A 22,023-nucleotide genomic window follows, 5' to 3' on the forward strand; every position below is an offset into this window, starting at 1 on the left:
CGCGGCATGAGGGCCACGACCATGCCGCCGCTGCGCCGCCACCAGCTCGCCCACCTCTCGGCCGCCGGCTGGCAGGAGGTGCTCGAGCAGGACTGGGACGAGGAGCTGCGCTCCTGCCTGATGGTCTGGGCGCAGCACAACCTGCCGCTCGTGGTCACGCGCCAGCGCGTGCCGCGCGAGGGCCAGGACGCGCCCGTCTCGCTCGGCCTGTGCGCGCCGGCGCTGTGGCACCGGCGCCTGCTCGCGTTGCAGGTGCGGCCGTCGCGGATCTCGTGGTTCCGCGAGTTCCCGCTGCTGGCCGAGGCCTTGCACGAGCTGCCGCGGCGCGCGCGGCCGAGCCTCGAAGCGCTGGGCCGCGCGCTGGCGGCGCTGGGCGTGAAGGCCCATGCCTACGGCAGCGCGGGATGGCAGGCGCTGACGGGCATGAAGTACCTGCATCCGCACAGCGACATCGACCTCTGGCTGGCGGTCGACGACGCCGACCAGGCGGACGCGACGGCCCGCGCGCTGCTGCGCCACGCGCCGTGCGAGCCGCGGCTGGACGGCGAGCTGCTGTTCACCGATGGCAGCGCAGTCGCCTGGCGCGAATGGCTGGCGTGGCGCGACGGCGCCTGTCGTTCGCTGCTGGTCAAGCGCCTGGACGGTGTGGCGATCGAAGGCGCGGCGCAGGGCTTTGCGCGCTGCGCCGCGGCGGTGAGCGCGGCATGAGCTCCGTGCTGTTTGCGGCCCGCGAGGCCGGCACCGAATGGGCGCCCGCGGCGATCGGCCGCGCGGCGACGCTCGCGCTGCACGACGAGCTGGCGCTGGCGCCGAAGCCGGGCCTGGTGTCCTTGGTCGACAGCGGCAGCCACGACGACATGGACGCGCACACCTTCATGCGCAGCCTGTTCGCGTTGCGCCGCTACTTCGTGCGCATCGCGGAGCTCGGCGCGGCGCGCGCACCGTTTGCCGAGCTGGAGCGCTGCGGCCTCGCGGCCGAGGCGCGCATGCTCGCGGCCACCGGCGGCATCAACACGCACCGCGGCGCGGTCTTCACGCTCGGTCTGCTGTGCGCGGCCGTCGGGGCGGCGCAGGGCGATGGCCCGGCGCAGGGCGCGAACGCCGTGCGCGAAGCGCTGCTGCGCCACTGGGGCGATGCGCTGGCCGCGCGCTGCGAACGCACGCCGCGGCTGCCCGGCGGACTCGCGGCTCGGCGCTTCGGGCTGCGCAGCGCGTCGATGGAAGCCGCGCTGGGCATGCCGGTGCTGTTCGAGACCGCGCTGCCGGCCTGGCGCCGCGCGCTGCGGCAGGGCCTGGCCGGCACGCGGCTGCGCGTGCAGGTGTTCTTCGAGATCCTCGCGGTGCTGGACGACGCGAACCTCGCGCACCGCGGCGGCCTCGAAGGGCTTCACTTCGCGCGCGACACCGGACGCGACTTCCTCGCCGCCGGCGGCGCCGCGCGCGCGAGCGCGCTCGACGAAGCCTGGGCGATCCATCGCGCCTTCGTGGCGCGACGCCTCTCGCCCGGCGGTTGCGCCGACCTGCTGTCGGCCGCGTGCTTCCTCGACCGGCTCGGCCTCATCGACTGAACGGCCGAACCATGGGCTACGCGCTCGTCTTCTCGGGGCAGGGAGCGCAGCATCCGGCCATGCTGCCCTGGCTCGAACGCGACGAGACGCTCATCGAGCTCGAGCGACAGCTCGGGCGCGACTGGCGCGAGCGGATGGCCGATCCCGCCTGGGCCGGCAACAACCGCCATGCGCAGCTGCTGCTGACCGGCGTGGCCGTGGCGGCGTGGTCGCAGCTGGCGAGACACCTGCCGCCGCCGGCGATCGTCGCGGGCTACAGCGTCGGCGAGCTCGGCGCCTTTGCGGCGGCGGGCGTGTTCGATCCCGACACGGCCTTGTCGCTCGCCGCGTCGCGCGCGCAGGCGATGGACCGCGCCGCCGCGGCCGAGCCCACGGGCCTGCTCGGCGTGAGCGGTGCGGCGCCGGAGGCGCTCGCGCGCTGGTGCGAGCGCTTCGGCCTGGAAGTGGCGATCCGCATCGGGCCCGGCAGCGCCGTGGTGGGCGGGCCTCGGCCGGCGCTGGCCGAGGCGGCGGCCGACGCGTCGGCCATCGGCATGCGCTGCACCGCGCTCAACGTCGCGATGGCCTCCCATACGCACTGGATGCGCGGCGCCACCGACGAGTTCGCCCGCGTGCTGGCCGACGTGCCGATGCGTCGCCCCTCAGGCGTGCTGCTCAGCGGCGCGCTCGGCCGCGTTCGAAATGCGGCGCAGGCGAAGGAGGCGCTGGCGGCCCAACTCTCGCAGACGGTGGAGTGGGACGCCTGCCTGGACGCGATCGCGGCGCAGCGCGTCGATGCGGTGCTGGAGATCGGCCCCGGCCGCGCGCTCGCCGGCATGTGGATGGAGCGCTGTCCCGAGATCCCGGCGCGATCGGTTGACGAATTCAGGAGCGGGACCGCCGTGGCGAAATGGCTGCTGGAGCGCGCCTGAGATTCGCGCTCGAACCGGGATCAGCGACAGGCGCTCTCGCCACAGGCCTGTGGCACGGTGACTGCTTCCGGGCGGATCGATCGCCCCCGATCGGCGCCCGGAGGCGACCCACAGCTGCCGCTCGCGGCTCTCCGAAACCGCCAGTCGTTCTATCGTCGCCTAACAGCGTTTCGCGCCCTGGAGGCAGCCGCTCGTGGCATCCAGGACTCGGCCATGCGCTGCCGATCGCGAGGCACTCGAGATCTCGCCTTGACACGCGCGCCCGATGGATCTCCCGACCACCGCGACCACTGCCTTCTGGATGCGGAGACAGCAGGCAATGACGGGATGCCGCTCTGCTGCTCAGGCGCCTTGACGCCGCTGCTTGAACTGAACCGTTAAGGCAATTCTGAACATCGTAGGCGCACAGCCGGCCCAGTCGCTTCAGTCGAGATCCATATGGGGAACCGGGGCCGCGACGATCAGCCGCGTACCAGTCGCGCGTTGAACGGCCTCGGCGTCCACCCCTGGTGCGAGTTCCTTCAAGATAAGACCGGCAGGCGTCGGCACCAACACCGCAAGTTCGGTCACGATCAGATCGGCACGCCGCGCAGACGTCAGCGGCAGCGTGCAGGTCTCGACGATCTTCGGCCGCCCCTTGGCGGTATGCGTCATCGCGACGATCACGCGCCGCGCCGACGTGACCAGGTCCATTGCGCCGCCCATGCCGGGCACCATGCTTCCGGGCACCATCCAGTTGGCCAGACGCCCCTTGCGATCGACCTGCAGGCCACCGAGGACAGTCACATCCAGATGTCCCCCACGGATCAGTCCAAAGGAGGTGGCGCTGTCGAAGGTCGCTGCTCCGGGTAGCGCACTGATGGGCTGCCCTGCTGCATCGGTCAGGTCGTCGGCTTCGAGGCCCTCCTCCTGGACTGCCTGCATGCCGACGATGCCGTTCTCGGACTGGAAGAAGATGTTCGCGTCCCTGGGAACCCACGCGGCAACCAGCGTGGGCAGACCGATCCCAAGGTTGACCAGGTATCCGGGCCGAAGCTCGCGTGCCACGCGCCGGGCGATCAGCGTCTTGTCATCCATGGAGCGGGTCACTCGCGAGCAACTGATCCACCAGCAGAGCAGGCGTCATCACGTCGTCCGGCGCGATGACGCCGACAGGGACGATCTCCCTGGCTTCGGCAATCACGACGTCGGCAGCCATCGCCATCAGCGGGTTGAAGTTGCGTGCCGTCAGCGCGTACGTCAGATTGCCGATGTGGTCGGCCCGGCGCGCGTTGACGAGGGCGAAGTCCGCACGCAGCGAAAGTTCGAGCAGGTACCGCCGGCCCTCGACCTCGATCGACGTCTTGCCTTGCTCGACCACCGTGCCGACGCCTGTCGCAGTCAGCACGCCACCCAGCCCATGGCCTCCGGCACGAATCCGCTCTGCAAGCGTGCCTTGCGGCACAAGTTCGACATCGATCCGGCCCGAAAGCATCTGCTGCTGGGTCTCCGGGTTCGTGCCGATGTGGCTGGTGACGAGACGTCGGACCAGACCTGCGGAGATCAGCAGTCCGATCCCGCAATCCGGGCGCGCCGTGTCGTTCGCAATGACGGTCAGCCCGGTCTTACGCTGGCGGACGAGTTCGGCGATCAGACGCCGCGGCGTTCCGACACCCATGAACCCCCCGATCATGAGCGTGGCGCCTGCCGGGATCGCTGCAATGGCGTCAGCCGCCGTGACGGTCTTCCCCACGTTCTCAAGCCGCGACGGCGTCGGCGCCCTTGAGGCCGAGCATCTCTCGTGCCTCTGCGGGCGTTGCCACTTCGAGCGATAACTCGGACAGGATGCGGCGGATCTTCCGCACCTGCTCCGCGCAGGAACGTGCCAGTTCGCCCTTGCCGATGTACAGGCTGTCCTCGAGTCCGACGCGCACGTTGCCGCCCATCACGGCGGCCATCGTCAGAAGCGGCATCTGATGGCGGCCGGCGCCGAGGACGGAGAACCGATAACCGTCGCGACCGAACAGGCGATCCGCAGTCGTACGCATCGTCACCAGGTTCTCGGGGTCCGGCCCCATGCCACCCAGGATGCCGTAGATCGACTGGATGAAAAGCGGTCCTTTGATCAGGCCTTCATCGACGAAGTGCGCGAGGTTGTAGAGGTGTCCAAGGTCATAGCACTCGAACTCGAATCGGGTTCCGCACCCGTCGCCCAGCACCTGGAGGATGTGCTTGATGTCCTTGAACGTGTTGCGGAAGATCAGGTCCTCCATGCCTTCGACGTACGGTTGCTCCCACCCGTAATTCCACTGCTTGATCCGGCGCGCCGCGGTATGGATCGAGAAGTTCATCGACCCCATGTTGAGCGAGCACATTTCCGGCTTGAGCTGCAGCGGATAGGCCAGGCGCTCCTCAAGCGTCATGCGGGTACTGCCGCCCGTCGTGATGTTGATGACCGCATCGGTGGCTGCCCGGATCACCGGCACGAACTGATCGAAGATCATGGGGTCCGGCGAAGGGCTGCCGTCGGCCGGGTTGCGGGCATGCAGGTGAAGAATCGCAGCGCCTGCCTCGGCCGCCTCAATGGCTTGCCGTGCGATCTCATCGGGCGTGAGCGGCAGGTAGGGGGACATGGTCGGCGTATGCACCGAGCCCGTCACTGCGCAGGTGATGATGACTTTCTCTTGATTCCGTGCCATGGGTTGTGCCTGCAGGAGGAATTGACGATTCGAGGCGCCGAAGGATCAGACGGCCAGCCATTCGGAGAGCAGTTGCTCATCGGACGCCAGCTGCTCCGGCGTACCCTGGAACACGATCTGACCGTGGCCCATCACGCAGACACGCGTCGACACCTTGAGCGCGATGGCCAGCTTCTGCTCGACGAGAACGACAGAGACGCCTTTACTGTGCATGTCCTTGATGCATTCGCCGACTTGCGCAACGATCTTCGGCGCCAGACCTTCCGTCGGCTCGTCGATCAGGATGACCAGCGGATTGCCGAGCAAAGACCGGCAGATCGTGAGCATCTGCTGCTCGCCGCCGGATATGCTGCCGGCCTTGGTGTTGCGTCGCTCCTTCAGCCTCGGGAAGTAGTCGAACATCTGCTCCACCGTCCAGTGGTAGGCGCCCGGAACCGGCGGCTGTTCGCCCATACGCAGGTTCTCGTCAACCGTGAGGTTGGCGAACACCTCGCGCTCTTCGGGAACGAAGGCAATCCCGGCGCGGCAGATGGCATAGGAACGAGCGCCAGCGAGATCACGGCCGTTGAGCATCACCCGGCCGGATGTCGGGGGAACGAGGCCCATGATGGACTTCATGGTCGTCGAACGCCCCGAACCGTTGCGACCGAGCAGGCTGACCACTTCCCGGTGTCCGACTTGGAATTCGACACCCCTGAGAATGTGGCTCTTCCCATAGTGCGCGTGCAGGCCGTCGACGCGCAGGAGTGCTCCCGTTGTTGCGGCGGTCACGCTGCGATCTCCTCGCCGAGATACGCTTCCTTGACATTGGCGTTGCTGCGGATCTCATCAGGCGTACCCGTCGCGATGACCTGCCCGTACACGAGCACACTGATGCGGTCGCTCAACGAGAAGACGACGTCCATGTCGTGCTCGACGATGGCCAGCGCACGCCCCTTCGTGACCTCGCGGATGAGCTCCGAGGTGTACTCCGTTTCCTCGTGCGACATGCCCGCCATCGGTTCGTCGAGCAGAATGACCTGCGGATCGGACGCCAGGGTCATCGCGATCTCGAGGGAGCGTTGCTCCGAGTACGACATCTCGCCGGCGATCGTGGACGCACGTGGGGCCAAGCGAACCAGTTGGAGCAGTCTTTCCGTTTCCCGCCGGATGCCGGCGTCGCGGTCGATAAACTTCCAGAACACGGCCCCAAGGCCCCGAGGCCGCATCACCGCCAGCCGGATGTTCTCTAAGACAGTGAGCTTCGGAAAGATGTTGGTGATCTGGAACGAGCGGGCCAGACCCAGCCGATTGATCGCCTGTGGGTTCATCCCGTCGATGCGACGGCCGTTGAAGACGATCTCGCCCGAGGTCGGACTGAGGTTCCCGGAGATCAGATTGAACAGCGTCGACTTGCCGGCACCGTTGGGCCCGATGAGCGCACGACGCTCGCCGGGTGCCAGTTCCAGGTCGACGCCGCGGATGATGTCGGTCTCACCGAAAGACTTGCGCAGGCTGCGCAGTTTCAAGATCGGCTCGCTCATGCCGTTCTCCTGTGGGGAGCGAGGGAATCGGCCTGCGTCTTGGAACCTGCTTCCTCTCGCAGCGTCAGCGCGCTCGTCCGTCTCCTTGCAAGCCAGACGAGCAGGCAGCCCACTGCGATGGCCAACAGGGGTGGCAGCCAGGTCGTGATCGAACCGGGCAACCACGGGCGCCCCAGAAAGACGAGCGCAGGCAAGTGTCCGCCGGCGCTGGCGACCGCCAAAGCGCGATAGTCCTGTGAGAATAGTCTCTGCAGCATCTCGACGACGAACGCTCCGCCCGCGCTGAGGCAAAGCCCCGCCGCGACGTACATGCAGACCAAGGCAAGAAACGCGGCCGTGCCGAACCGGCGATGCAGTTGCATGAGCGAGGCAGCCAGGCCCGCAAGTCCGCTGGGTGCGAACATCATCACCAGCACGAAGAGGATGCCTTGGTACAGCAGCCACGATTGCGAGGCGTCGGACAGGCCATAGCCGAAGAAGGTCATCAGCGCCGCACCGAGTGCCGGGCCCAGGAAGCTCTTGACACCGCCGATGTAGGCATTCAGGACCACGGCCGAGGAGAGGCCCGGATCGAACACGATGTAGTTCGCCGCCTCGTTGCACAACACCTGCAAGCCGCCGGCGATGCCGCTGAACATCGCCGAAATGGCGAACACGAGCATGCTCAGCCGGTGAACGTCGTAGCCCAGAAAGCGCAGACGATGCGAGTTCTCGCGCAAGCCGAGGGTCAGGCGCCCGAGCGGCGTGCGTGTGAACAGGTACAGCAGAGCAAGACAAGTGACGACCCAGGCCAGCGTCAGGTAGTACACCTCGTTCGTCGTGCCGAACGAAATGCCCCACGCCGGCATGCGCGTCGTCGACATGCCGGCTTCACCACCGAAGATTCCTTTCAGGTGGGGTGCGAGCGAGTGCACGAGCTCGGCGATGGCAAGCGTGATCATCGCGAAGTAGGTGCCGGTGCGCTTGGTCGCAAAGTAGCCTGCGATCACGCCGAAGATCAGCCCGCCGATGGCGCCGGCCAGCGGCATTAGCGGCGTCGGCAGCAAGCCAGCACCACCGATTGCATTCATTGCATGAACGGTGGCAAATGCGCCCATGCCGAAGTACGCCGCATGGCCGAAGGAGAGCATGCCGCCCTGCCCGCACAGCACGTTGTACGCCGAGGCGAACAAGGCCGCGATCAACATCTGGATCGCCGCGTTGACCAGGCCTTGGGACAGGAACGCGGGGAGCGCGACGAGCAGGATGACGGCGGCCAGGATGGGTGCCGAGCGGAGCTTCATGGTCGTCACGCCCTTTCACCGAGCAGGCCGCTGGGCTTGACGAGAAGGACGAGCAGCATCAAGGCGAAGGGAATAGTCGCCGCGAGGCTCGAAATCTTCAGCGTCATGAGCCCCCCGACCCGTTCCGACCAGACGCCGCCGCCCACCTTCGCGAGCAAGTCGGCCAGGCTCAGGTCGACACCGATGGCCAGCGACGTGATGACGCCGATGAGGATTGATGCCACCATGGCACCGGCCAGCGAACCGAGGCCGCCGACCACCACGACCACGAACACCATGACGCCCAGTTCCAGCGCCATGTTCGGATTGGTCGTGTAGAACGCTCCGGCCACGGCTCCGGCCAACCCGGCGAGCGCCGCACCCACGCCGAACACGGCCATGAAGACAAGCGGTACGTTGTGACCGAGCGCCTCTGCCATGCGCGGCTTGTAGATCGCCGAGCGCACGACGATGCCGACTCGTGTTCGCGTCAACAGGAGGTAGATGACGACGAACATCGCGATCGCGACGCCGCCCATAAGGACCCGGTAGACCGGATAGTCCGAGCCGCCGAGCGAGAAGGCGGCAAAGTCCAGCGCCTTCGGAATGCGGTAGTTGACCGGAAAGTTGCCGAAGAAGAGCTTGATCAGCTCCGCGATGATGAACGACAGCCCGAACGTCACCAGCAACTCGTGGGCATGACCGTGGTGATGCACCCGGCGCAGGAACAAGCGTTCGACGACAACGCCGATCACCCCGACGAGCAAGGGCGCCAGAAGCACCGCGCCGGCGAAGCCGACGACGCCCTGGAGCGCAAATGCAAAGTACGCTCCGAGCATGTAGAACGACGCGTGAGCGAAGTTCAAGACGCCCATCATTCCGAAGATGAGCGTCAGGCCGGCGGAGACCATGAACAGCAGCAGGCCGTAGATGGTCCCGTTCATCAGGGACACGAGCAGATAGTCCATGAGACCTCAGCCCGGTCGTTGCATCTTGCAGGTCGCCTGCGGCGGCGTCGCCGCCTCGTCCGCCGTGAACAGCTTGACCGGCTTGAAGCCCATGTCGGTCTCGTCGACCTTGACCCTGGCGTCCTGGGTCACGGTGGACACCACGATGGGAATGAGCGCCTGGTGATCGGCCGCGCGGATGCTCAGGTCGCCCATGGGGGTCTTGACCTTCGCGTTCTCCAGTGCCTTGGCGAAGGCCGCGACGTTCAAGGCACCGGACTCCGGCTTCACCCGCTTCAGGGCATCGCCGACCGCGGCCATGGCGTTGACGGTGTGTGCCTCGACGAACACCGGGTTGTGCCCGGTCGCGGCCTTGTAGTCGGCCATGAAGCGGACCGCGTCGGCGCCTCCGGCGTCGGCGTTGAAGGTCTGGGCGACGAAGTGGCCCAGGGCGAGATCGCCCGCGTTCGCGAGATTGCCGGGTTGGTCGAGGTAGGTCGTTCCGAAGCGGGTCTTGAGGCCTGCGGCCTTGCTGGCCTTCATCAGCAGCAGAAGGTCATTCGACCAGTTGCCCGTCAGCGCGGTGTCTGCCTTGGACGCAGCAATCTTGGCAACGTAGGGAGAGAAGTCCTGGATCTTGTTGACGTCGTGGAGGGTCTTCTCGACGACCTGGTAGCCGCCGGTGGCGGCGTTCTCGACGATGGCCTTCTCCATGTCCTGCCCCCAGGCGTAGTTCTGGTTGATGGAATAGACCTTGGTGCCAAGCACGCCCGCCTGCTTCATGGCCAGCACGAGCGCTCGCGTGCGAACCGCCGAATTGCCTGCAAATCGAAAGTGGTAGAAGTGGCACTTCTCGCCGGTCAGTTCCAACGCCTCGGCACCGACGTTGAGGAAGACGATCTCCTTGCCCGGGTTGCGCAGGTTGTGCTTGCGAACGTCTTCCGTGATCTGCCCGGCGACCGCAGACGAGGCACCTTGGACAATGATCTGCACCCCGTCGGCAATGGCCGCCTTCAGCTTGTCCGCCGCGCCCGTGGGGCCGCCTTGGTTGTCGTACTCGGCAAGCACCAGCTTTTCGCCGTTCCAACCGCCGGCAGCGTTGATCTTCTCGATGCCGTAGCGCACGGCGTTGCGATAGATCTGCCCGGTCGCCGCCTGCGGCCCCGAGAGGGATTCGATGACCGCGACCTTCACGGGCGCAGCGGTCGCGGGTGCCGATGCCAGCAAGAGTGTGGGCGAGGCGATCCAGGCGAAGAGATGGGTTCGATTCACTGGGTTGTCTCCTGGTCAGGATGGTGTACTTGAGGGGTCGGGGCCAACGGCGCAGAAGTGGCCGGTCCCCGATGGGGGGCGTTCGCCGTTCGTCAGAGGTACTCGATGTTTCCGTCGACGCTGATGGCCTGGCCGGTGACGTTGCGGGCGCCGGGCGAGCACAGGAAGAGCGTCATGGCGGCGACGTCGTCGCTGGTCACCATCCGGCGCAGCGAGATCTTGTCCAGATACTGCTTGCGCATCTCCTCGAACCCCACGCCTGCTGCAGCAGCGCGCGCGGCCATGACCTTGTTCATCCGCTCACCCTCGACCGTTCCAGGAAGGATGGCGTTGACACGTACGCCCAGAGGCCCGAGTTCGATGGCCAGTGACTTCACCAGCCCGACGATCGCCCACTTGGTCGACGCGTAGGGCGTTCGAAGGCCATAGCCCAGGCGGCCGGCGACGGAACTCATCGCCACCACGCACGGATTTGCCTTCGACTTCCTGAGCAGCGGCACTGCGCGGCGAACGAAGTAGTACTGGCTGTTCAGGTTGACCGTGACCGTGCGCTCCCAATCGTGCGGCTCGATCTGATCGACCGGACCGGTCGGACCGGCGACTCCGGCGTTGTTCACGAGGACGTCAAGCCCACCCAAAGTGGCTGTGACATCGTTGAAGACCAGGTCGACATCGCCGGCCACGGCGGCATCCGCGACGCTGGCCGTCACTCCAGGCAGTTCTTGCGTCAGGCGCGCGATTGCGCGTGGGTCGATGTCGCAGACATGAACGCGCGCTCCGGCTTCGCGAAATGCCCGCGCGATCGCCGCCCCGATGCCGCTGGCGCCCGCGGTGACGAGCACTCGCAGATCGCTCGGAGGACGCAGTGAGTTAAGGACATTCATCGAGGTGCCTTGGTTCGTGATGTGGCGCGGCATTCCGCCTTGATCTCCGGGGTCGAAATGCGATTGCCGCTGGCGATGAAGTCTCGTGGGCACGCGATGGAATGCCCATGTACGCGGGCTACATGTCCTGGCCACCACGCTGTGTGTCCGTCATCCGCCGTGGAAACCCTGAGGACGCACTGCATGTGGGGTGACCACATCGAATGCGGCGGATCGCATGTGTGCCCTGCACATGGGCCGGATCGCCTGGTCACAAGAGACTGCGCTACCCGATCGGCGGGTGCCCTGTGAACCACAACGAAGGAGACTGTGTGAACCCCTACGCACTCAAAGCAAGAACACCGCGGACACGTGAAACGCTCACCCGTCGCGCCTCCATCGCACGCATGCTTCAGGCCGCTACCGCGGTGGCGGGAGGCTCCATGCTCGCGGCGTGCGGCGGCGGCTCCGATGCCGCGGCGCCGGCCGACGCCCTGGTCTACACCGCTGGGCTTGACACTCCGTTCCCGATTCCGGCGAGCGAACGTGGCCTGCAGACGGTGGTGGCTGAACCCTACTTCCAGGTGTCGCCCAACGGCCTGCAACTCGAAGGCGCGTCATTCGACCGGCAGGGCAATCTGCTCTTCGTCGATGTGTTCGGCGGCACGATCTTCAAGCTAACGCCGGGCAAGCAACTGAGCACGATCTACCCTGCCAACGCACTTGGATCGGCTGGCATCGCCATCCACAAGGACGGACGCATCTTCGTCGCCGGCCTGGGCAACTTCAAGGACACCGGCAGCATCTTCTTCATGAACCCCGACGGAACGGGGTTGACCACCGTCGTTCCGGCAAGCGCGGGCTACCTGCCGGACGACCTCGTCTTCGACAAGAACGGCGGCTTCTACTTCACGGACTTCCGCGGCGACACCAACGACCGCATCGGGGGAGTCCACTACGTGGCGCCGGACATGCAGACGATCACGCCAATCCTGACGGACATGGCCATCGCCAACGGCGTCTGCCTCAGTCCCGACGGCAGCGTTCTGTGGGCGACCGAGCTGGCTGCCGGGCAGCTGCGGAAGGTCGAACTCAGCGGACCGACCACGATCGCCCCGTTCGGGACCGCCACGCCGTACTACTTCAACGGCTTCGCACCGGACTCCATGCGCTCCGACCGGGACGGCAACGTCTACGTGGCGATGTACTCGCAAGGCCGGGTACTCGTCTTCAACGAGAACGGCATCGCGATCGGCCAGATCCTGCTGCCCAAGCGGGACAGCGGCCACAACATGCGATCGACCAGCGTGGGCTTCTTCCCCGACAGCAACGAGTTCGTGATCCTCACCAACGACGGCCCCAACGGCGAGGGTTCGTGGATCTTCAAGTCCCAGGGATTCGCCAAGGGAACGGTTCTGTACTCGCACCAATGACCGCTGGTGCCGGTGAAGACATCCTCGCCATCGTGACGATCGCGACGTGCTCACCGGCACGCAATGGGCCGACAGGAGAGGCGCCGCTCAGACCTTCGAAGTGGCCTTGTCGATTTCGAGCTTGTACTGATCCCAGCCGGCGCCAGGAACGACCTCGCCGACGCGAGACTTCACCTCGTCCAGGCAGCCGATCAGCTGCTCGGCCGAGGTGGCGAGTTCCTCAATGAACACGCCCCGCGTCATCGTGATGTTCGCGCACTCGAAGCTGCCAGCGCCCGCGAGCAGGATCATGCGCGTGGGTGCATCGCTGTGAACGAGGGCGACCACGCCGGGGCTGACATGCTCCGGCGTCAGGCGCGCCAGGACCTCGGCAGGCAGCAGGTCCTTCGTCATGGCCGTCGCGGCGCTTGGGGCGAGGCAGTTGACGCGGATGTCGTACTTGGCACCTTCGAGTGCCAAGGTCTGCATCAATCCCACCAGGGCCATCTTGGCTGCCCCGTAGTTGGACTGTCCGAAGTTGCCGTATAGCCCGGACGACGACGTCGTCATCACGATGCGCCCGAACTTCTGCGCCTGCATATGAGGCCACACCGCTTTCGTGCAGTGAACGGCACCCATCACGTGCACGTCCATCACCCAGCGAAAGTCGTCGAGCGTCAACTTGGCGAATGTGCGGTCGCGAAGCACACCGGCGTTGTTGACCAGGATGTCGATTCGCCCCCACTTGGCGATGGCGCGATCCGCCATGGCCTGCATGTCGTCGAACCGCGTCACGTCGCCGGTGCAGGCCATCGCCTGCCCTCCCGTTCGCTGGATCTCCGCGGCCACGGCGCGTGCGGCCGCGCCGTCCTCGCTGCCCGCGATGTCGTTCACCACGACATGGGCGCCGTGGCGAGCCAGTTCGATCGCGTGCGCTCGCCCCAGCCCCGCCCCCGCGCCCGTCACGATGGCGACCTTGCCTTGAAGTAGTTTGGCCATTCTCGATTCTCCGTTTGTCGATGATCCGATCGCCGTGCACCCGCGGCGTGTTCGGCACATGGCAGTCTCGATCGAGGGAGTCGGGTCCACAATGTGGGTTGTGCACACAGCCAGACCGCTTCGGATGTGAAGAGCCTTCCCTGCTGATGCGATGTTCAGCTGGAAGCAATAGCAGCCATGCCCAAGACTCACGACACGCCTTCCATGCAGCTCGCGGTCGAATTGATCGAACTGCTCTACAGAGGCGCTGGCGCAGAGGAGTTCGCACAATGGCAGACCGACGCAGAGGCCCGAATTGGAGCCGATGCGGACCGGCCTGCGTTCCTGGAGGCCATGCGCCTGGCGACGGCCATGCGGACTCGCGTGGATCTTCTGGAACAACGCGAGCGCGGCCTGCTCGCCGTCATCGAGTCGGCTCAGGACCTCACAAGCCGGCTGGAGCGCAACGAGTTGCTGAGCGTCATCGTCGCGCGGGCAAGGAACCTGCTGGGGTCGGACCTGGCCTGGCTGTCCACCCACGATCCCGACAGCGGCGAATTTCGAGTTCTCGTCGCCGACGGTGCCGTGTCACACCGCGTCGCGAAGATGGTGACCCGGCGTGATGCCGGCGTTGCAGGCGTCGTCATGTCGACCAAGCTTCCCTTCACGACGCCTGACTACCTGCACGACACACGCTTCGCGCACGACGGTGCGTTGGACGATACCTTCCGGGACGAGGGAATCGATGCTCTCGCCGGGGTGCCGCTGATCTGGGAAGGCGAGGTCGTCGGACTTCTCTTCGTGGCCGACCGCTACAACCGGACCCACCTCGCGCCAAGCATTGCCATCCTCTGCACCCTGGCAACGTATTGCGCGGTCGCGCTGAGGAACGCGCGGGACTTCGAGCGGGTCAATGCAGCGCTGGCGCGTGCCGATCAGGCACGCGCCGACCTTGAGCACACCCTGCGCGGCATACAAGCTGCCGCCGAGGCCCACGAGCAGCTCACCACGCTGCTCGCAAGAGGTGCGCCACTGGCGTCGCTGTGCCAATCGATCGCCCGTTGGTTCGGCGGCAGTATGCTGGTCCTGGACGAAGCGGGACACGTGGTCAGCCAGGGTCATGCGCACAAGGACCCGGACTCCTGCGCGGCGAGGTACGAACCGAATGGCGTGCATGCGATGGACGTGAGCCGCGCTCTGCGCTCGAGCCGGCAGGTCGGCCGCTCGGTCGTTGCGTTCACGGAGTCCGGCGAGGCCTGCCGCGTGATGGCCGTCATCGGCGGCGATGACATCCTGGGTGCGACGCTGCTCTTCCACCGCAGCGATCTCGACGATCTCGCTGTGCGCACCTTCGAGCGCGGCTCGAGTGTCGTCGGCATCGTTCTGTTGTCCCAGGAACGTGCGGAAGCGGCCAAGCACCGAAGCGAATCCGCTCTCCTGCGGTCACTCGTGGCGCAGCGGCAGGACGAACCCGCCGTCATGGCCAATCACGCCGAGCGGCACGGACTGCTGCTGACCCAACCCTTGTCTCTGATGCTGATGCGGTTGGACGAGCCAAGCGCCTCGTACGGCGCCCGTGCGCTGAGAATTGCCGTGCCTTCGGCCGGCATGCTGGTGGACGACATCGACGGTCTTGTCGTGGTCCTTTGCAGCACCACCAAGGCGCTCGACCTCAAGCAATCCGTGTCGACCTGGGCTCGCCGCGAACTCGGAGCGGCCAGATTCCGCGGCGTCATGTCGCGTCCCGTTTCCAGCTCAGCGGAGATTCCGGCTCTATACGCCACCCTTCGACGCGCGGTCGGCGTGCTGGATCGCATCGGGATACAAGGTCACATCGTCGATCAGAACGAGTTGGCGTTGTACTCGACCCTGTTCGAGACTCACGATCGATCCAGCCTGGCCGACTATCTGGACTCGATCATCGGCCCGGTGCTTGCGCATGACCGCAAACGCTCCACCGAACTCGCCAACACGCTTCTGAGCTACCTGGACTGCAACCGGAACTCCAAGACAACGGCCCAGAAGTTGGGCATACACGTGAACACGGTGCGCCAGCGGCTGGCCACGATCGAAGAACTGCTGGGGCACTGGGGCCGGGCGGGCCGGGCGCTGGAGATCCATGTTGCGCTGCGCCTCTGGCATCTCAGCACTCCCGTGGATTGAGCCTGTCCGAACTGGAGAGGCGGCTCGGTTTCACACGTGGGGGTAGCCATTGCACACCGCGGCTCCGCGGCTGGGTACGGGCAAGAACATCGGGTTGCCCCCGGCGCCAATGCGCCGCATGGACAACCCGGCACGCCGCGTTCCGCGCCGATCGCGGACGGAAAGCTGCAGATGTTCCTCTAGGGCCGCCGTCTGGCTCGGGCCAGTTCGTTGCGCCTGAGGATCTCTGCCACCGTGCGGCCACTGGGCGACTCCACTTCGGTTGCCTGGGCCTTCGCTGCACGGATGCGCGCGAGGACTTCGCACCGTTCGACATCCGGTCGGCGGAAGGCTCTGGTTGCGCTCGAGAGGTCCGAGTTTGCACGCGAGCGCAAGCACCGACGCTCCTCCCGCAACAGACTGCCGCACTGTCCGGAGCATCGAGTGCACCGGTCAATCCACTGCCGCACCGAGCGACTCGCGTGGGGCAGCCCATTCGCAACAATCTGGAGACGACAACATGATGACGAGGGTGCTTCCTGTGCTGGCCGGTGCCGCGTTCGGGCAAGCGGCCAGCGCGCAATCCAATGTGGCGATATTCGGCACGGTGGATCTCGGCATACGCGGCATCAACAACTCGGGGTCGGGAACGTTCAAGAGCGTGGGCAACCAGGGCAACCTGGCCAACCGCCTGGGCTTCAAGTGCGAGGAGGATCTCGGTGGCGGACTGAAGGCCTCCTTCCACATCGAGACAGGCATCCTGCCGGACACCGGAGAGTCGCTCGGGCAGTCGTTCGGGATCGGGTTCTGGAATCGTCAGGCCACCGTCCGTCGCCGCAAACCTGTCCGCTCGCCGGAAACCTGCCTCTCGCAGTTTTTCCGCGATCAGCTTTTCGAGCGTGTCGGGAAGGACGGCTTATGGCCGGTTGCTCCCGCCGGCATCGGTGGGCTTGCCGGACTCTGGCGCCTTACGGCCCGGCCCGCCGGCCTCAAGGCCCGCGGCCGATCTCGACATAGCTGCCCTCGTGCCAGCGCACGCGCAGCGGTCCTTGCGCATCGGCGATGGACTCCGAGTTCACGTCCTTGCCGCTGCCGAAGTTGATCTGTCGGTCGGTGCGCTTGTTGATGCCGAGCACGAGCACGAGGCGGCTGCCGGCTGCCAGCCGGCGGGCCGTCATGCGCTCGGCGGTGAACGAAAGCAACTGGCGCTCGCCGGCGCGCAGCAGCCGGCGATGGCTGCGGTGGCCGGCGTAGCTGGCGCGAAAGTCGTAGGGCTCGAACAGCAGCAGGTCGTCGCCGCCGGCGGTGCGCTCGTACAGCGAGACGTTGAGGTCCACGTCCTGCCGCGAGGGGGTGATGTCGAACGCGCCGCGCAGGCTGCCTTCGATCTCGGTGTCCTTGGGCAGCGGATCGCTGACGAAGCTGAGGCTGTTGCGCGCCGGCAGCGGCTTCAGGCGCAGCGCGTCGGGCCACGGGATGTCCGCGTCGCGACGATCGGCGAGATCGACCGTCAGCTGCGCGTGCCCGCCCTCCTCGGCCGGCGACGGCAGCAGGCGGTGCGGGCCATCGTGCCGGCGGGTGTCGAGGTAGAGCCGCAGCGCGGCGCGGTCGCTCGCCTCCAGGCTCGGCCCATGGCGCCACCGGTTGGCGCCCATCAGCTGCAGGTTGACGCGGTCTTGCAGCAGCGCGGGCTTCTTCGCGCCCTTGAAGACGTGGTCGAGCCACTGCAGGCGCAGCTCGGGCAGGTCAACGCGCGCCACGGCGTCGAGCGTGTAGCCGCGCAGGCTCGGCGCCGTGCCGCGCCGGATCGACTCCGCGTCCCAGGGGCCGAACAGCAGCGTGGCGTCGGCCTGCGGCCGCAGGCGTTGCAGCTCGCGGTGGAACCACAGCGCGCCGGCCTCGGCGCCGTAGTAGCCGGCGATGGTCAGCACCGGGATGTCGATCTGCGCGAACTGCTGCGCGCTGGGCAGCAGCTGCTGCCAGTAGAGGTCGTGGCTCGGGTGCGTGAGCCAGGTGTGGATCAGCGGGCTGAAGTCGTCGATCAGGGCGCCATCGATCTGCGAGTACGGGAAGTCGCCGCGGTACCACAGCGCGTCGAGCGCCTGCCAGCGCGCATCGGCCGCGGCCTGGCTTTCGGCGCGCGGCGGCGCGCCGCTCGCGTGCTCCTGCGCCCAACGGACCATGGCGTTGCGGTAGATCTGTCCGGCCATCGGGAAGTCGATGCCCGGGGCCATAGGCGCGATCGTCGCGATGGCCTTCAGCGCGGCGGGCTTGCCGCGCGCGGCAGCCCACGCGGCGTAGCCGGAGTAGCCGTCGCCGAGCATCGCAACGCGACCGTCGCTCCAGGGCTGCCGGGCGATCCAGTCGATCACCGCCGCGGCGTCCTGGCCGTCATGCTCGAACGGCCACACGGCGCCCTGGCCGTCGGGCGTGCGTCCGCGCGCGTAGGCGGTGACGCCGGCATAGCCCTTGAAGGCGCTGCGCTGCGCGTCGTCCTCTGACGGATCGAGCGTGAAGCGCAGCAGCGTCGGCAGGCGGCTGTCCTTGGCGCGGCCGGGCCGAACCACGCGCGCGTGGATCACGGCGCCGCCGGGCACGGGGATGCGCAGGTCTTGCGCGGCGGCGTAGCGGCTGCGGTTGTCCGCCGCCACCAGCTCGGGCAGCAGCACGGCGAAGCTGCGGCGGGACTCGTAGTCGAGCCAGCTGCGCACGAGCGCGATGGCCTCGGCCTGCGACAGGCTGCCCTTCGCGCGCGCGCGCTCGAAGGCCTGGCGCACCGGCTCGCGGTAGGCCGCCAGCGGCGCTTCGAGCAGCTTGACGACCGCCTCGGCCTGCGCGTTGTCGAGCGGCGCCACCAGTTCGTGGAAGGCGTGCGCATAGGCCTGGGCGAAGCCGCTGCGCTCCTTCGCCTCGACCGTGCGCGCGTGCGCGTAGATCGCGTCGACGACGGCGCGGCCGTCGAACGGCTTGTCGCGGTACAGGCGACGCAGGGCCCGGCTGCTGTCGTAGGCCGCGACATGCGCGCCGCTGACGATCTGCAGCGCGGTCACGTTGACCAGGAAGACGCCGGTGTCGGCCTCCTTGTAGACGGGCACGATGCGCTGCGCGAGATCGCGCATCGCCTCCACGGCCGCGGGGTCGTCGGGATCGCGCGGCGGCTGGAAGCCGAAGTCCTGGCCCCAGGCCATAAGCGGCAGCGTGAGCAGCAACGCAAAGACGACGCGCAACGCCCCCACGATCATGGCCGCGGCTCCCCGCCCTGCGGCGACTTGACCAGGTGAACCACCTGCGTGAACAGGCGGTCGTGCGCTTCGCCGGCCGAGCCGATGTGGATCACGCCGGTGTGCGCGAGCGGGCCGTTGAGCGCGTCGATGATGAGCTCGAGCGTGTCGTCGTCGAAGGCGCCGAAGGCCTCGTCCATCACCAGCCAGCGAGGCGCCTGCAGCACCACGCGGGCGAAGCCCAGCAGCAGCTGCTCGTCGATGCTGAGCTCGCGTTCCCAGCGTCCCTGCTTGTCCAGCAGGGGCTCCAGCCGCTGCAGGCCCACCGTCGCCAGCGCGGCGGCCATCGCCTCCTTCGCGTGGCCGGCGGGCTCCATCGCATAGGTCAGCACCTCGGCCAGCGTGCCGCGCGGCAGGTAGGGCGTGCCGCGCGGCATGAAGTGGATGGTCTCGCCGCGCGGGCGGCGCACGGTGCCGCCGCCCCAGGGCCACAGGCCGGCGATCGCGCGAAACAGCAGCGTCTTCTCGGTGCCCGGCGTGCCGAGGATCAGCAGCCGCTGGCCGGCGCGGATAACGACGTCTCCCGCGTCCAACCGGTCATGGCCGCTCCAGGTGCGCACCTCGAGCCCCTCGAGCGCGATGGTTCCCGGATCGGCTTCGACATAGGCGATGCGGCTGCCGCGCTGCTGCGCCTCCAGGTCGGAGCGCAGCACCTGGCGCAGCCCGGCCACGCGCAGCAGCGTGGCGCGCCAATCGGCGATCGCGCTGAAGTTGTCGACGAACCAGCGCAGCGACGACTGCGCCTGCGTGAACGCGGCGGCGGCCATCATCAGGCCGCCGAACGACACCTTGCCCGAGAAGTACAGCGGCGCCGCCGCCAGCGTCGGCGCGATGACGGTGACCCAGCCGAAGCCCGCGGTGACCCAGGTCAGGTTGGTGAGCCCGAGGATCACGCGCGAGGTGGCGTGCAGCACCTCGCCCAGATGCTGCACGACGCGGCGCTTCTCGTCGGCCTCGCCGCCGGCCAGCGAGATGCCGTCGAGCTGTTCGCTGATGCGCGTCAGCGAAAAGCGCAGCTCGCCTTCGCGCGCGTAGCGCTCGGCGTTGCGCGCGATCAGGCCCTTGCCGACCCAGTAGCTCAGCAGCGAGCCGGCCACGGCGTAGAGGATCGCGGCCCACAGCATGAAGCCCGGCACGGTGACCTCCTTGCCGTCGAGCGGAATGCTGAAGTCCCGCGACAGGCCCCACAGCACGCCCGCGAAGCTCAGGAACAGCATCGCTGCCTGCAGCAGGCCGACGGCGAGGCTGGCCGACATGTCGCACAGCTTCAGCGCGTCGTCGTGCATGCGCTGGTCGGGGTGGGAGCCGATCGGCCCGCTCCCCTCGAGCCAGAGCGCCTGGCGCGGCTGCAGCCACAGGCCGACGAGGTCGTTGACCAGGGCCTCGCGCATCTTCAGCTGCAAGGTCTCGACCAGCCAGCGCTGCGCGACGTTCAGCACCAGCAGCACGCCGGCGATCAGCGCAAAGATGCCGAGCTGGCGAAAGAAGTCGCGCAGGTCGCGGCGCGAGATCGCGTCGTAGAAGGGCTTGTTCCAGCTGTTGAGCTCGATCTGCGCCACCACCGTGAACACCAGCACCATCACGATGCCGGAGGTCAGCGCCGTCAGCGTCTTCGCCACCGCCGAGCGGCGCAGGGCGCCGAACAGTTCACCGATCTGGTGGCCGACGCCGGTCTTCATGGCCGGCTCGGCGGCGTTCGGCGGCGCCGAGCTCATGACGGCTCCCTTGGCGCTGCGCGCCTTCCCTCCGAGAGGGAAAGAGCGCCTCCGGGCGGCCGAGCGGCGCTCATCGCGGCCGGGACCCCTCGAAGGCAGCGGCGGCGCGGCGCGCGCTGGCGCAGGAGATGAGCGCGGCGTGGCTCCAGGCCAGCTGCCGGGCCGAGGTCTGTTCGCCGCTGCGTTGGTCGAACTGCTCGGACAGCTCGCCGCTGGCCGGCGTGTAGGCACGCACGGTGGCGAGGTAGGCGTCGCCGCGCTCGAACCAGTCTCGCCTGTCGCGTGCGTCGCCGCTGCACTGCGCGGCGCGAAAGCAGAACTCGGCCGCACCGAGCGTGGAGAAGTAGTACGCGCCGCCGGAGAAGTAGACATCGCCGGCGTAGCGGCCCATGGCCGTGCCGCGGCCGCTGCGCGCCGCCTCGCGGTTGACCGCGCTGTTGATGGGATAGGCGCTCGCGAACAGCGCGTCGAGCCGCGCCAGCGTGGCATGCATGCGCGGATCGGCCACGCCGTGTGCCTGCGCGTCGTCGAGGCCAGGGCCGTGCGCGTGGATCGCCGCGAGGATGACCGCGATGTCCAGGTCCTTCGCGCTCGGCCGGCCGTCGGCCAGCCGCCGGGCGCGGTAGTAGCCGCCGAGCGCGTCCTCGTTCCAATAGCCGTCGAGCAGGCGCAGCGCGGCGCGCGACGCCTCGCGACAGCGCCGCGCGCCCTCGGCGTCGCCCAGCGCCTGCAGCCATGTCGCGCCTTCGGCGAGCGCCTGCGCCGACATGCGCAGCGTGTAGTAGTGGTGCCCGCTCTCCTCTTCCCAGATGTCGTACGAGGGCTCGCGCCAGTGGCGCAGCGTGAACGCGAGGTCGAAGCGGATCAGCTCGGCGAGCTCGTCGAGCAACGGTGCATCGAGGCGCACCTCGTTCACCCAGCGCAGCAGCGCCAGCGCGCGCAGCGGCGGCCCGTCGTGCTGGGGGCGCGACCAGCGCGAGATGTCGAGCGTGCCGTCGGCGTTGACGCGCACGTCGGCCGCGACGGCATCGCCGTGCAAGCGCTCGAGCTCGCTGTCCTCGCGCAGGTACTGCAGGAACTCGGCCTGCACGCCGGCGCGGCGGTCGGGCACGGCGCAGATGGCACGCCCGTCGAGGTCGTTCAGGGCCAGGCTGAAGCGGGTGAAGTCGCGCAGGTGCTGCAGGGCAACGCCGCCGACGCGACGCTCGACGTAGAGCAGGCGCAGCGCATCGATCACGACGGCCGAGTCGCGGAACCAGTGGAAGAAGTAGTCCGGGTCGGGCTTCCAGTCGCCGAGCACCGTCGAGGCGACGATGGCGCCGGGGACCGGGCGCACCGTCTGGCCGAAGCCCGGCCGGTGCTTGACGATGGCCACCGGCGAGATGCACGCCAGCATCGACTGCGCCGAGCAGCGCAGCTGCTGTTCGAGCCAGGCTTCGAGGCCGGGGGCGTGCGCCGTGGTCACGGGTCG

Annotated in this window: 19 protein-coding genes; 6 read left to right on the forward strand and 13 right to left on the reverse strand. The window is 67.7% G+C overall.

Annotated elements, in window-relative coordinates:
- Window positions 1-6: 6 nt before the first annotated feature.
- From mdcG to ACO2TI_RS21325, 3 genes are read left to right on the forward strand one after another with little or no spacing between them, the layout of a single operon-like run.
- A complete protein-coding gene (mdcG, locus tag ACO2TI_RS21315; RefSeq protein ID WP_423287207.1) occupies window positions 7-708 on the forward strand; it encodes a malonate decarboxylase holo-[acyl-carrier-protein] synthase in 702 nt (233 codons plus the stop codon).
- Window positions 705-1,568: a triphosphoribosyl-dephospho-CoA synthase gene (locus ACO2TI_RS21320; protein WP_423287209.1), complete on the forward strand. Its 864-nt coding sequence runs from the start codon at window positions 705-707 to the stop codon at window positions 1,566-1,568. The genes mdcG and ACO2TI_RS21320 overlap by 4 nt, the downstream gene beginning before the upstream one ends.
- 11 nt (window positions 1,569-1,579) lie before the next feature.
- Window positions 1,580-2,479: an acyltransferase domain-containing protein gene (locus ACO2TI_RS21325; protein ID WP_423287211.1), complete on the forward strand. Its 900-nt coding sequence runs from the start codon at window positions 1,580-1,582 to the stop codon at window positions 2,477-2,479.
- 423 nt (window positions 2,480-2,902) lie between these two features.
- Here the strand turns inward: ACO2TI_RS21325 and ACO2TI_RS21330 are convergent, their stop codons facing one another.
- The 9 genes from ACO2TI_RS21330 to ACO2TI_RS21370 form a co-directional block, all read right to left on the reverse strand.
- Window positions 2,903-3,556 (reverse strand): 3-oxoacid CoA-transferase subunit B, encoded by a 654-nt coding sequence (locus tag ACO2TI_RS21330; protein ID WP_423287213.1) that lies wholly within the window; start codon window positions 3,554-3,556, stop codon window positions 2,903-2,905.
- The gene (locus ACO2TI_RS21335; protein ID WP_423287215.1) at window positions 3,549-4,211 is read right to left on the reverse strand and encodes a CoA transferase subunit A; all 663 of its coding nucleotides are present in this window, start codon (window positions 4,209-4,211) and stop codon (window positions 3,549-3,551) included. Before ACO2TI_RS21335 ends, ACO2TI_RS21330 begins: the two co-directional genes overlap by 8 nt.
- 4 nt (window positions 4,212-4,215) lie before the next feature.
- On the reverse strand, window positions 4,216-5,157 hold the full coding sequence (locus ACO2TI_RS21340) for a 3-keto-5-aminohexanoate cleavage protein (RefSeq protein WP_423287217.1): 942 nt from the start codon (window positions 5,155-5,157) through the stop codon (window positions 4,216-4,218).
- Window positions 5,158-5,202: 45 nt separating this feature from the next.
- Window positions 5,203-5,928 (reverse strand): ABC transporter ATP-binding protein, encoded by a 726-nt coding sequence (locus ACO2TI_RS21345; protein ID WP_423287219.1) that lies wholly within the window; start codon window positions 5,926-5,928, stop codon window positions 5,203-5,205.
- A complete protein-coding gene (locus tag ACO2TI_RS21350; protein ID WP_423287221.1) occupies window positions 5,925-6,680 on the reverse strand; it encodes an ABC transporter ATP-binding protein in 756 nt (251 codons plus the stop codon). The genes ACO2TI_RS21345 and ACO2TI_RS21350 overlap by 4 nt, the downstream gene beginning before the upstream one ends.
- Window positions 6,677-7,963, reverse strand: coding sequence for a branched-chain amino acid ABC transporter permease (locus tag ACO2TI_RS21355; RefSeq protein ID WP_423287223.1), 1,287 nt, complete (start codon window positions 7,961-7,963; stop codon window positions 6,677-6,679). The genes ACO2TI_RS21350 and ACO2TI_RS21355 overlap by 4 nt, the downstream gene beginning before the upstream one ends.
- 5 nt (window positions 7,964-7,968) lie before the next feature.
- Window positions 7,969-8,910, reverse strand: a complete 942-nt coding sequence (locus tag ACO2TI_RS21360) for a branched-chain amino acid ABC transporter permease (RefSeq protein WP_423287225.1) — start codon at window positions 8,908-8,910, stop codon at window positions 7,969-7,971.
- Between the two features lie 6 nt (window positions 8,911-8,916).
- Window positions 8,917-10,161 (reverse strand): branched-chain amino acid ABC transporter substrate-binding protein, encoded by a 1,245-nt coding sequence (locus ACO2TI_RS21365; RefSeq protein WP_423287227.1) that lies wholly within the window; start codon window positions 10,159-10,161, stop codon window positions 8,917-8,919.
- Window positions 10,162-10,253: 92 nt separating this feature from the next.
- Complete coding sequence (locus ACO2TI_RS21370; RefSeq protein ID WP_423287496.1) at window positions 10,254-11,045, reverse strand: SDR family oxidoreductase; 792 nt, start codon at window positions 11,043-11,045, stop codon at window positions 10,254-10,256.
- A 311-nt stretch (window positions 11,046-11,356) separates the two neighbouring features.
- Between ACO2TI_RS21370 and ACO2TI_RS21375 the strand changes: the two genes are divergently transcribed.
- Window positions 11,357-12,457, forward strand: a complete 1,101-nt coding sequence (locus ACO2TI_RS21375; protein WP_423287229.1) for an SMP-30/gluconolactonase/LRE family protein — start codon at window positions 11,357-11,359, stop codon at window positions 12,455-12,457.
- Between the two features lie 87 nt (window positions 12,458-12,544).
- Here the strand turns inward: ACO2TI_RS21375 and ACO2TI_RS21380 are convergent, their stop codons facing one another.
- Window positions 12,545-13,435 carry an SDR family NAD(P)-dependent oxidoreductase gene (locus tag ACO2TI_RS21380; RefSeq protein ID WP_423287231.1) on the reverse strand — a complete coding sequence of 297 codons (891 nt, stop codon included), beginning with the start codon at window positions 13,433-13,435 and terminating at the stop codon, window positions 12,545-12,547.
- 177 nt (window positions 13,436-13,612) lie between these two features.
- On the opposite strand from ACO2TI_RS21380, the gene ACO2TI_RS21385 reads away from it, so the two are divergent.
- Window positions 13,613-15,577: a helix-turn-helix domain-containing protein gene (locus ACO2TI_RS21385; protein WP_423287233.1), complete on the forward strand. Its 1,965-nt coding sequence runs from the start codon at window positions 13,613-13,615 to the stop codon at window positions 15,575-15,577.
- 499 nt (window positions 15,578-16,076) lie between these two features.
- Window positions 16,077-16,658: a porin gene (locus ACO2TI_RS21390; RefSeq protein ID WP_423287235.1), complete on the forward strand. Its 582-nt coding sequence runs from the start codon at window positions 16,077-16,079 to the stop codon at window positions 16,656-16,658.
- On the opposite strand, the gene ACO2TI_RS21395 is transcribed toward ACO2TI_RS21390, so the two are convergent.
- The 3 genes from ACO2TI_RS21395 to ACO2TI_RS21405 form a co-directional block, all read right to left on the reverse strand.
- Complete coding sequence (locus ACO2TI_RS21395; RefSeq protein ID WP_423287237.1) at window positions 16,546-18,798, reverse strand: CocE/NonD family hydrolase; 2,253 nt, start codon at window positions 18,796-18,798, stop codon at window positions 16,546-16,548. The two genes, ACO2TI_RS21390 and ACO2TI_RS21395, sit on opposite strands and share 113 nt — an antisense overlap.
- Entirely contained in the window at window positions 18,795-20,552 is a 1,758-nt protein-coding gene (locus ACO2TI_RS21400; RefSeq protein ID WP_423287239.1) for an ABC transporter ATP-binding protein/permease, read from the reverse strand. The genes ACO2TI_RS21395 and ACO2TI_RS21400 overlap by 4 nt, the downstream gene beginning before the upstream one ends.
- Window positions 20,553-20,622: 70 nt before the next feature.
- On the reverse strand, window positions 20,623-22,017 hold the full coding sequence (locus tag ACO2TI_RS21405; protein WP_423287241.1) for a glycoside hydrolase family 15 protein: 1,395 nt from the start codon (window positions 22,015-22,017) through the stop codon (window positions 20,623-20,625).
- Window positions 22,018-22,023: the final 6 nt, after the last annotated feature.

Origin of the sequence: Caldimonas sp. KR1-144 (assembly GCF_049446155.1) — a bacterium.
In the GTDB taxonomy this organism is placed as follows: Bacteria; Pseudomonadota; Gammaproteobacteria; order Burkholderiales; family Burkholderiaceae_C; genus Rivibacter.

What these genes read in the sequence shown, in the direction of transcription:
- mdcG (WP_423287207.1), top strand. Translation starts at nt 7, where the DNA reads ATGAGGGCCACGACCATGCCGCCGCTGCGCCGCCACCAGCTCGCCCAC.
- ACO2TI_RS21320 (WP_423287209.1), top strand. Translation starts at nt 705, where the DNA reads ATGAGCTCCGTGCTGTTTGCGGCCCGCGAGGCCGGCACCGAATGGGCG.
- ACO2TI_RS21325 (WP_423287211.1), top strand. Translation starts at nt 1,580, where the DNA reads ATGGGCTACGCGCTCGTCTTCTCGGGGCAGGGAGCGCAGCATCCGGCC.
- ACO2TI_RS21330 (WP_423287213.1), bottom strand. Translation starts at nt 3,556, where the DNA reads ATGGATGACAAGACGCTGATCGCCCGGCGCGTGGCACGCGAGCTTCGG.
- ACO2TI_RS21340 (WP_423287217.1), bottom strand. Translation starts at nt 5,157, where the DNA reads ATGGCACGGAATCAAGAGAAAGTCATCATCACCTGCGCAGTGACGGGC.
- ACO2TI_RS21350 (WP_423287221.1), bottom strand. Translation starts at nt 6,680, where the DNA reads ATGAGCGAGCCGATCTTGAAACTGCGCAGCCTGCGCAAGTCTTTCGGT.
- ACO2TI_RS21355 (WP_423287223.1), bottom strand. Translation starts at nt 7,963, where the DNA reads ATGAAGCTCCGCTCGGCACCCATCCTGGCCGCCGTCATCCTGCTCGTC.
- ACO2TI_RS21360 (WP_423287225.1), bottom strand. Translation starts at nt 8,910, where the DNA reads ATGGACTATCTGCTCGTGTCCCTGATGAACGGGACCATCTACGGCCTG.
- ACO2TI_RS21370 (WP_423287496.1), bottom strand. Translation starts at nt 11,045, where the DNA reads ATGAATGTCCTTAACTCACTGCGTCCTCCGAGCGATCTGCGAGTGCTC.
- ACO2TI_RS21380 (WP_423287231.1), bottom strand. Translation starts at nt 13,435, where the DNA reads ATGGCCAAACTACTTCAAGGCAAGGTCGCCATCGTGACGGGCGCGGGG.
- ACO2TI_RS21385 (WP_423287233.1), top strand. Translation starts at nt 13,613, where the DNA reads ATGCCCAAGACTCACGACACGCCTTCCATGCAGCTCGCGGTCGAATTG.
- ACO2TI_RS21390 (WP_423287235.1), top strand. Translation starts at nt 16,077, where the DNA reads ATGATGACGAGGGTGCTTCCTGTGCTGGCCGGTGCCGCGTTCGGGCAA.
- ACO2TI_RS21395 (WP_423287237.1), bottom strand. Translation starts at nt 18,798, where the DNA reads ATGATCGTGGGGGCGTTGCGCGTCGTCTTTGCGTTGCTGCTCACGCTG.
- ACO2TI_RS21400 (WP_423287239.1), bottom strand. Translation starts at nt 20,552, where the DNA reads ATGAGCTCGGCGCCGCCGAACGCCGCCGAGCCGGCCATGAAGACCGGC.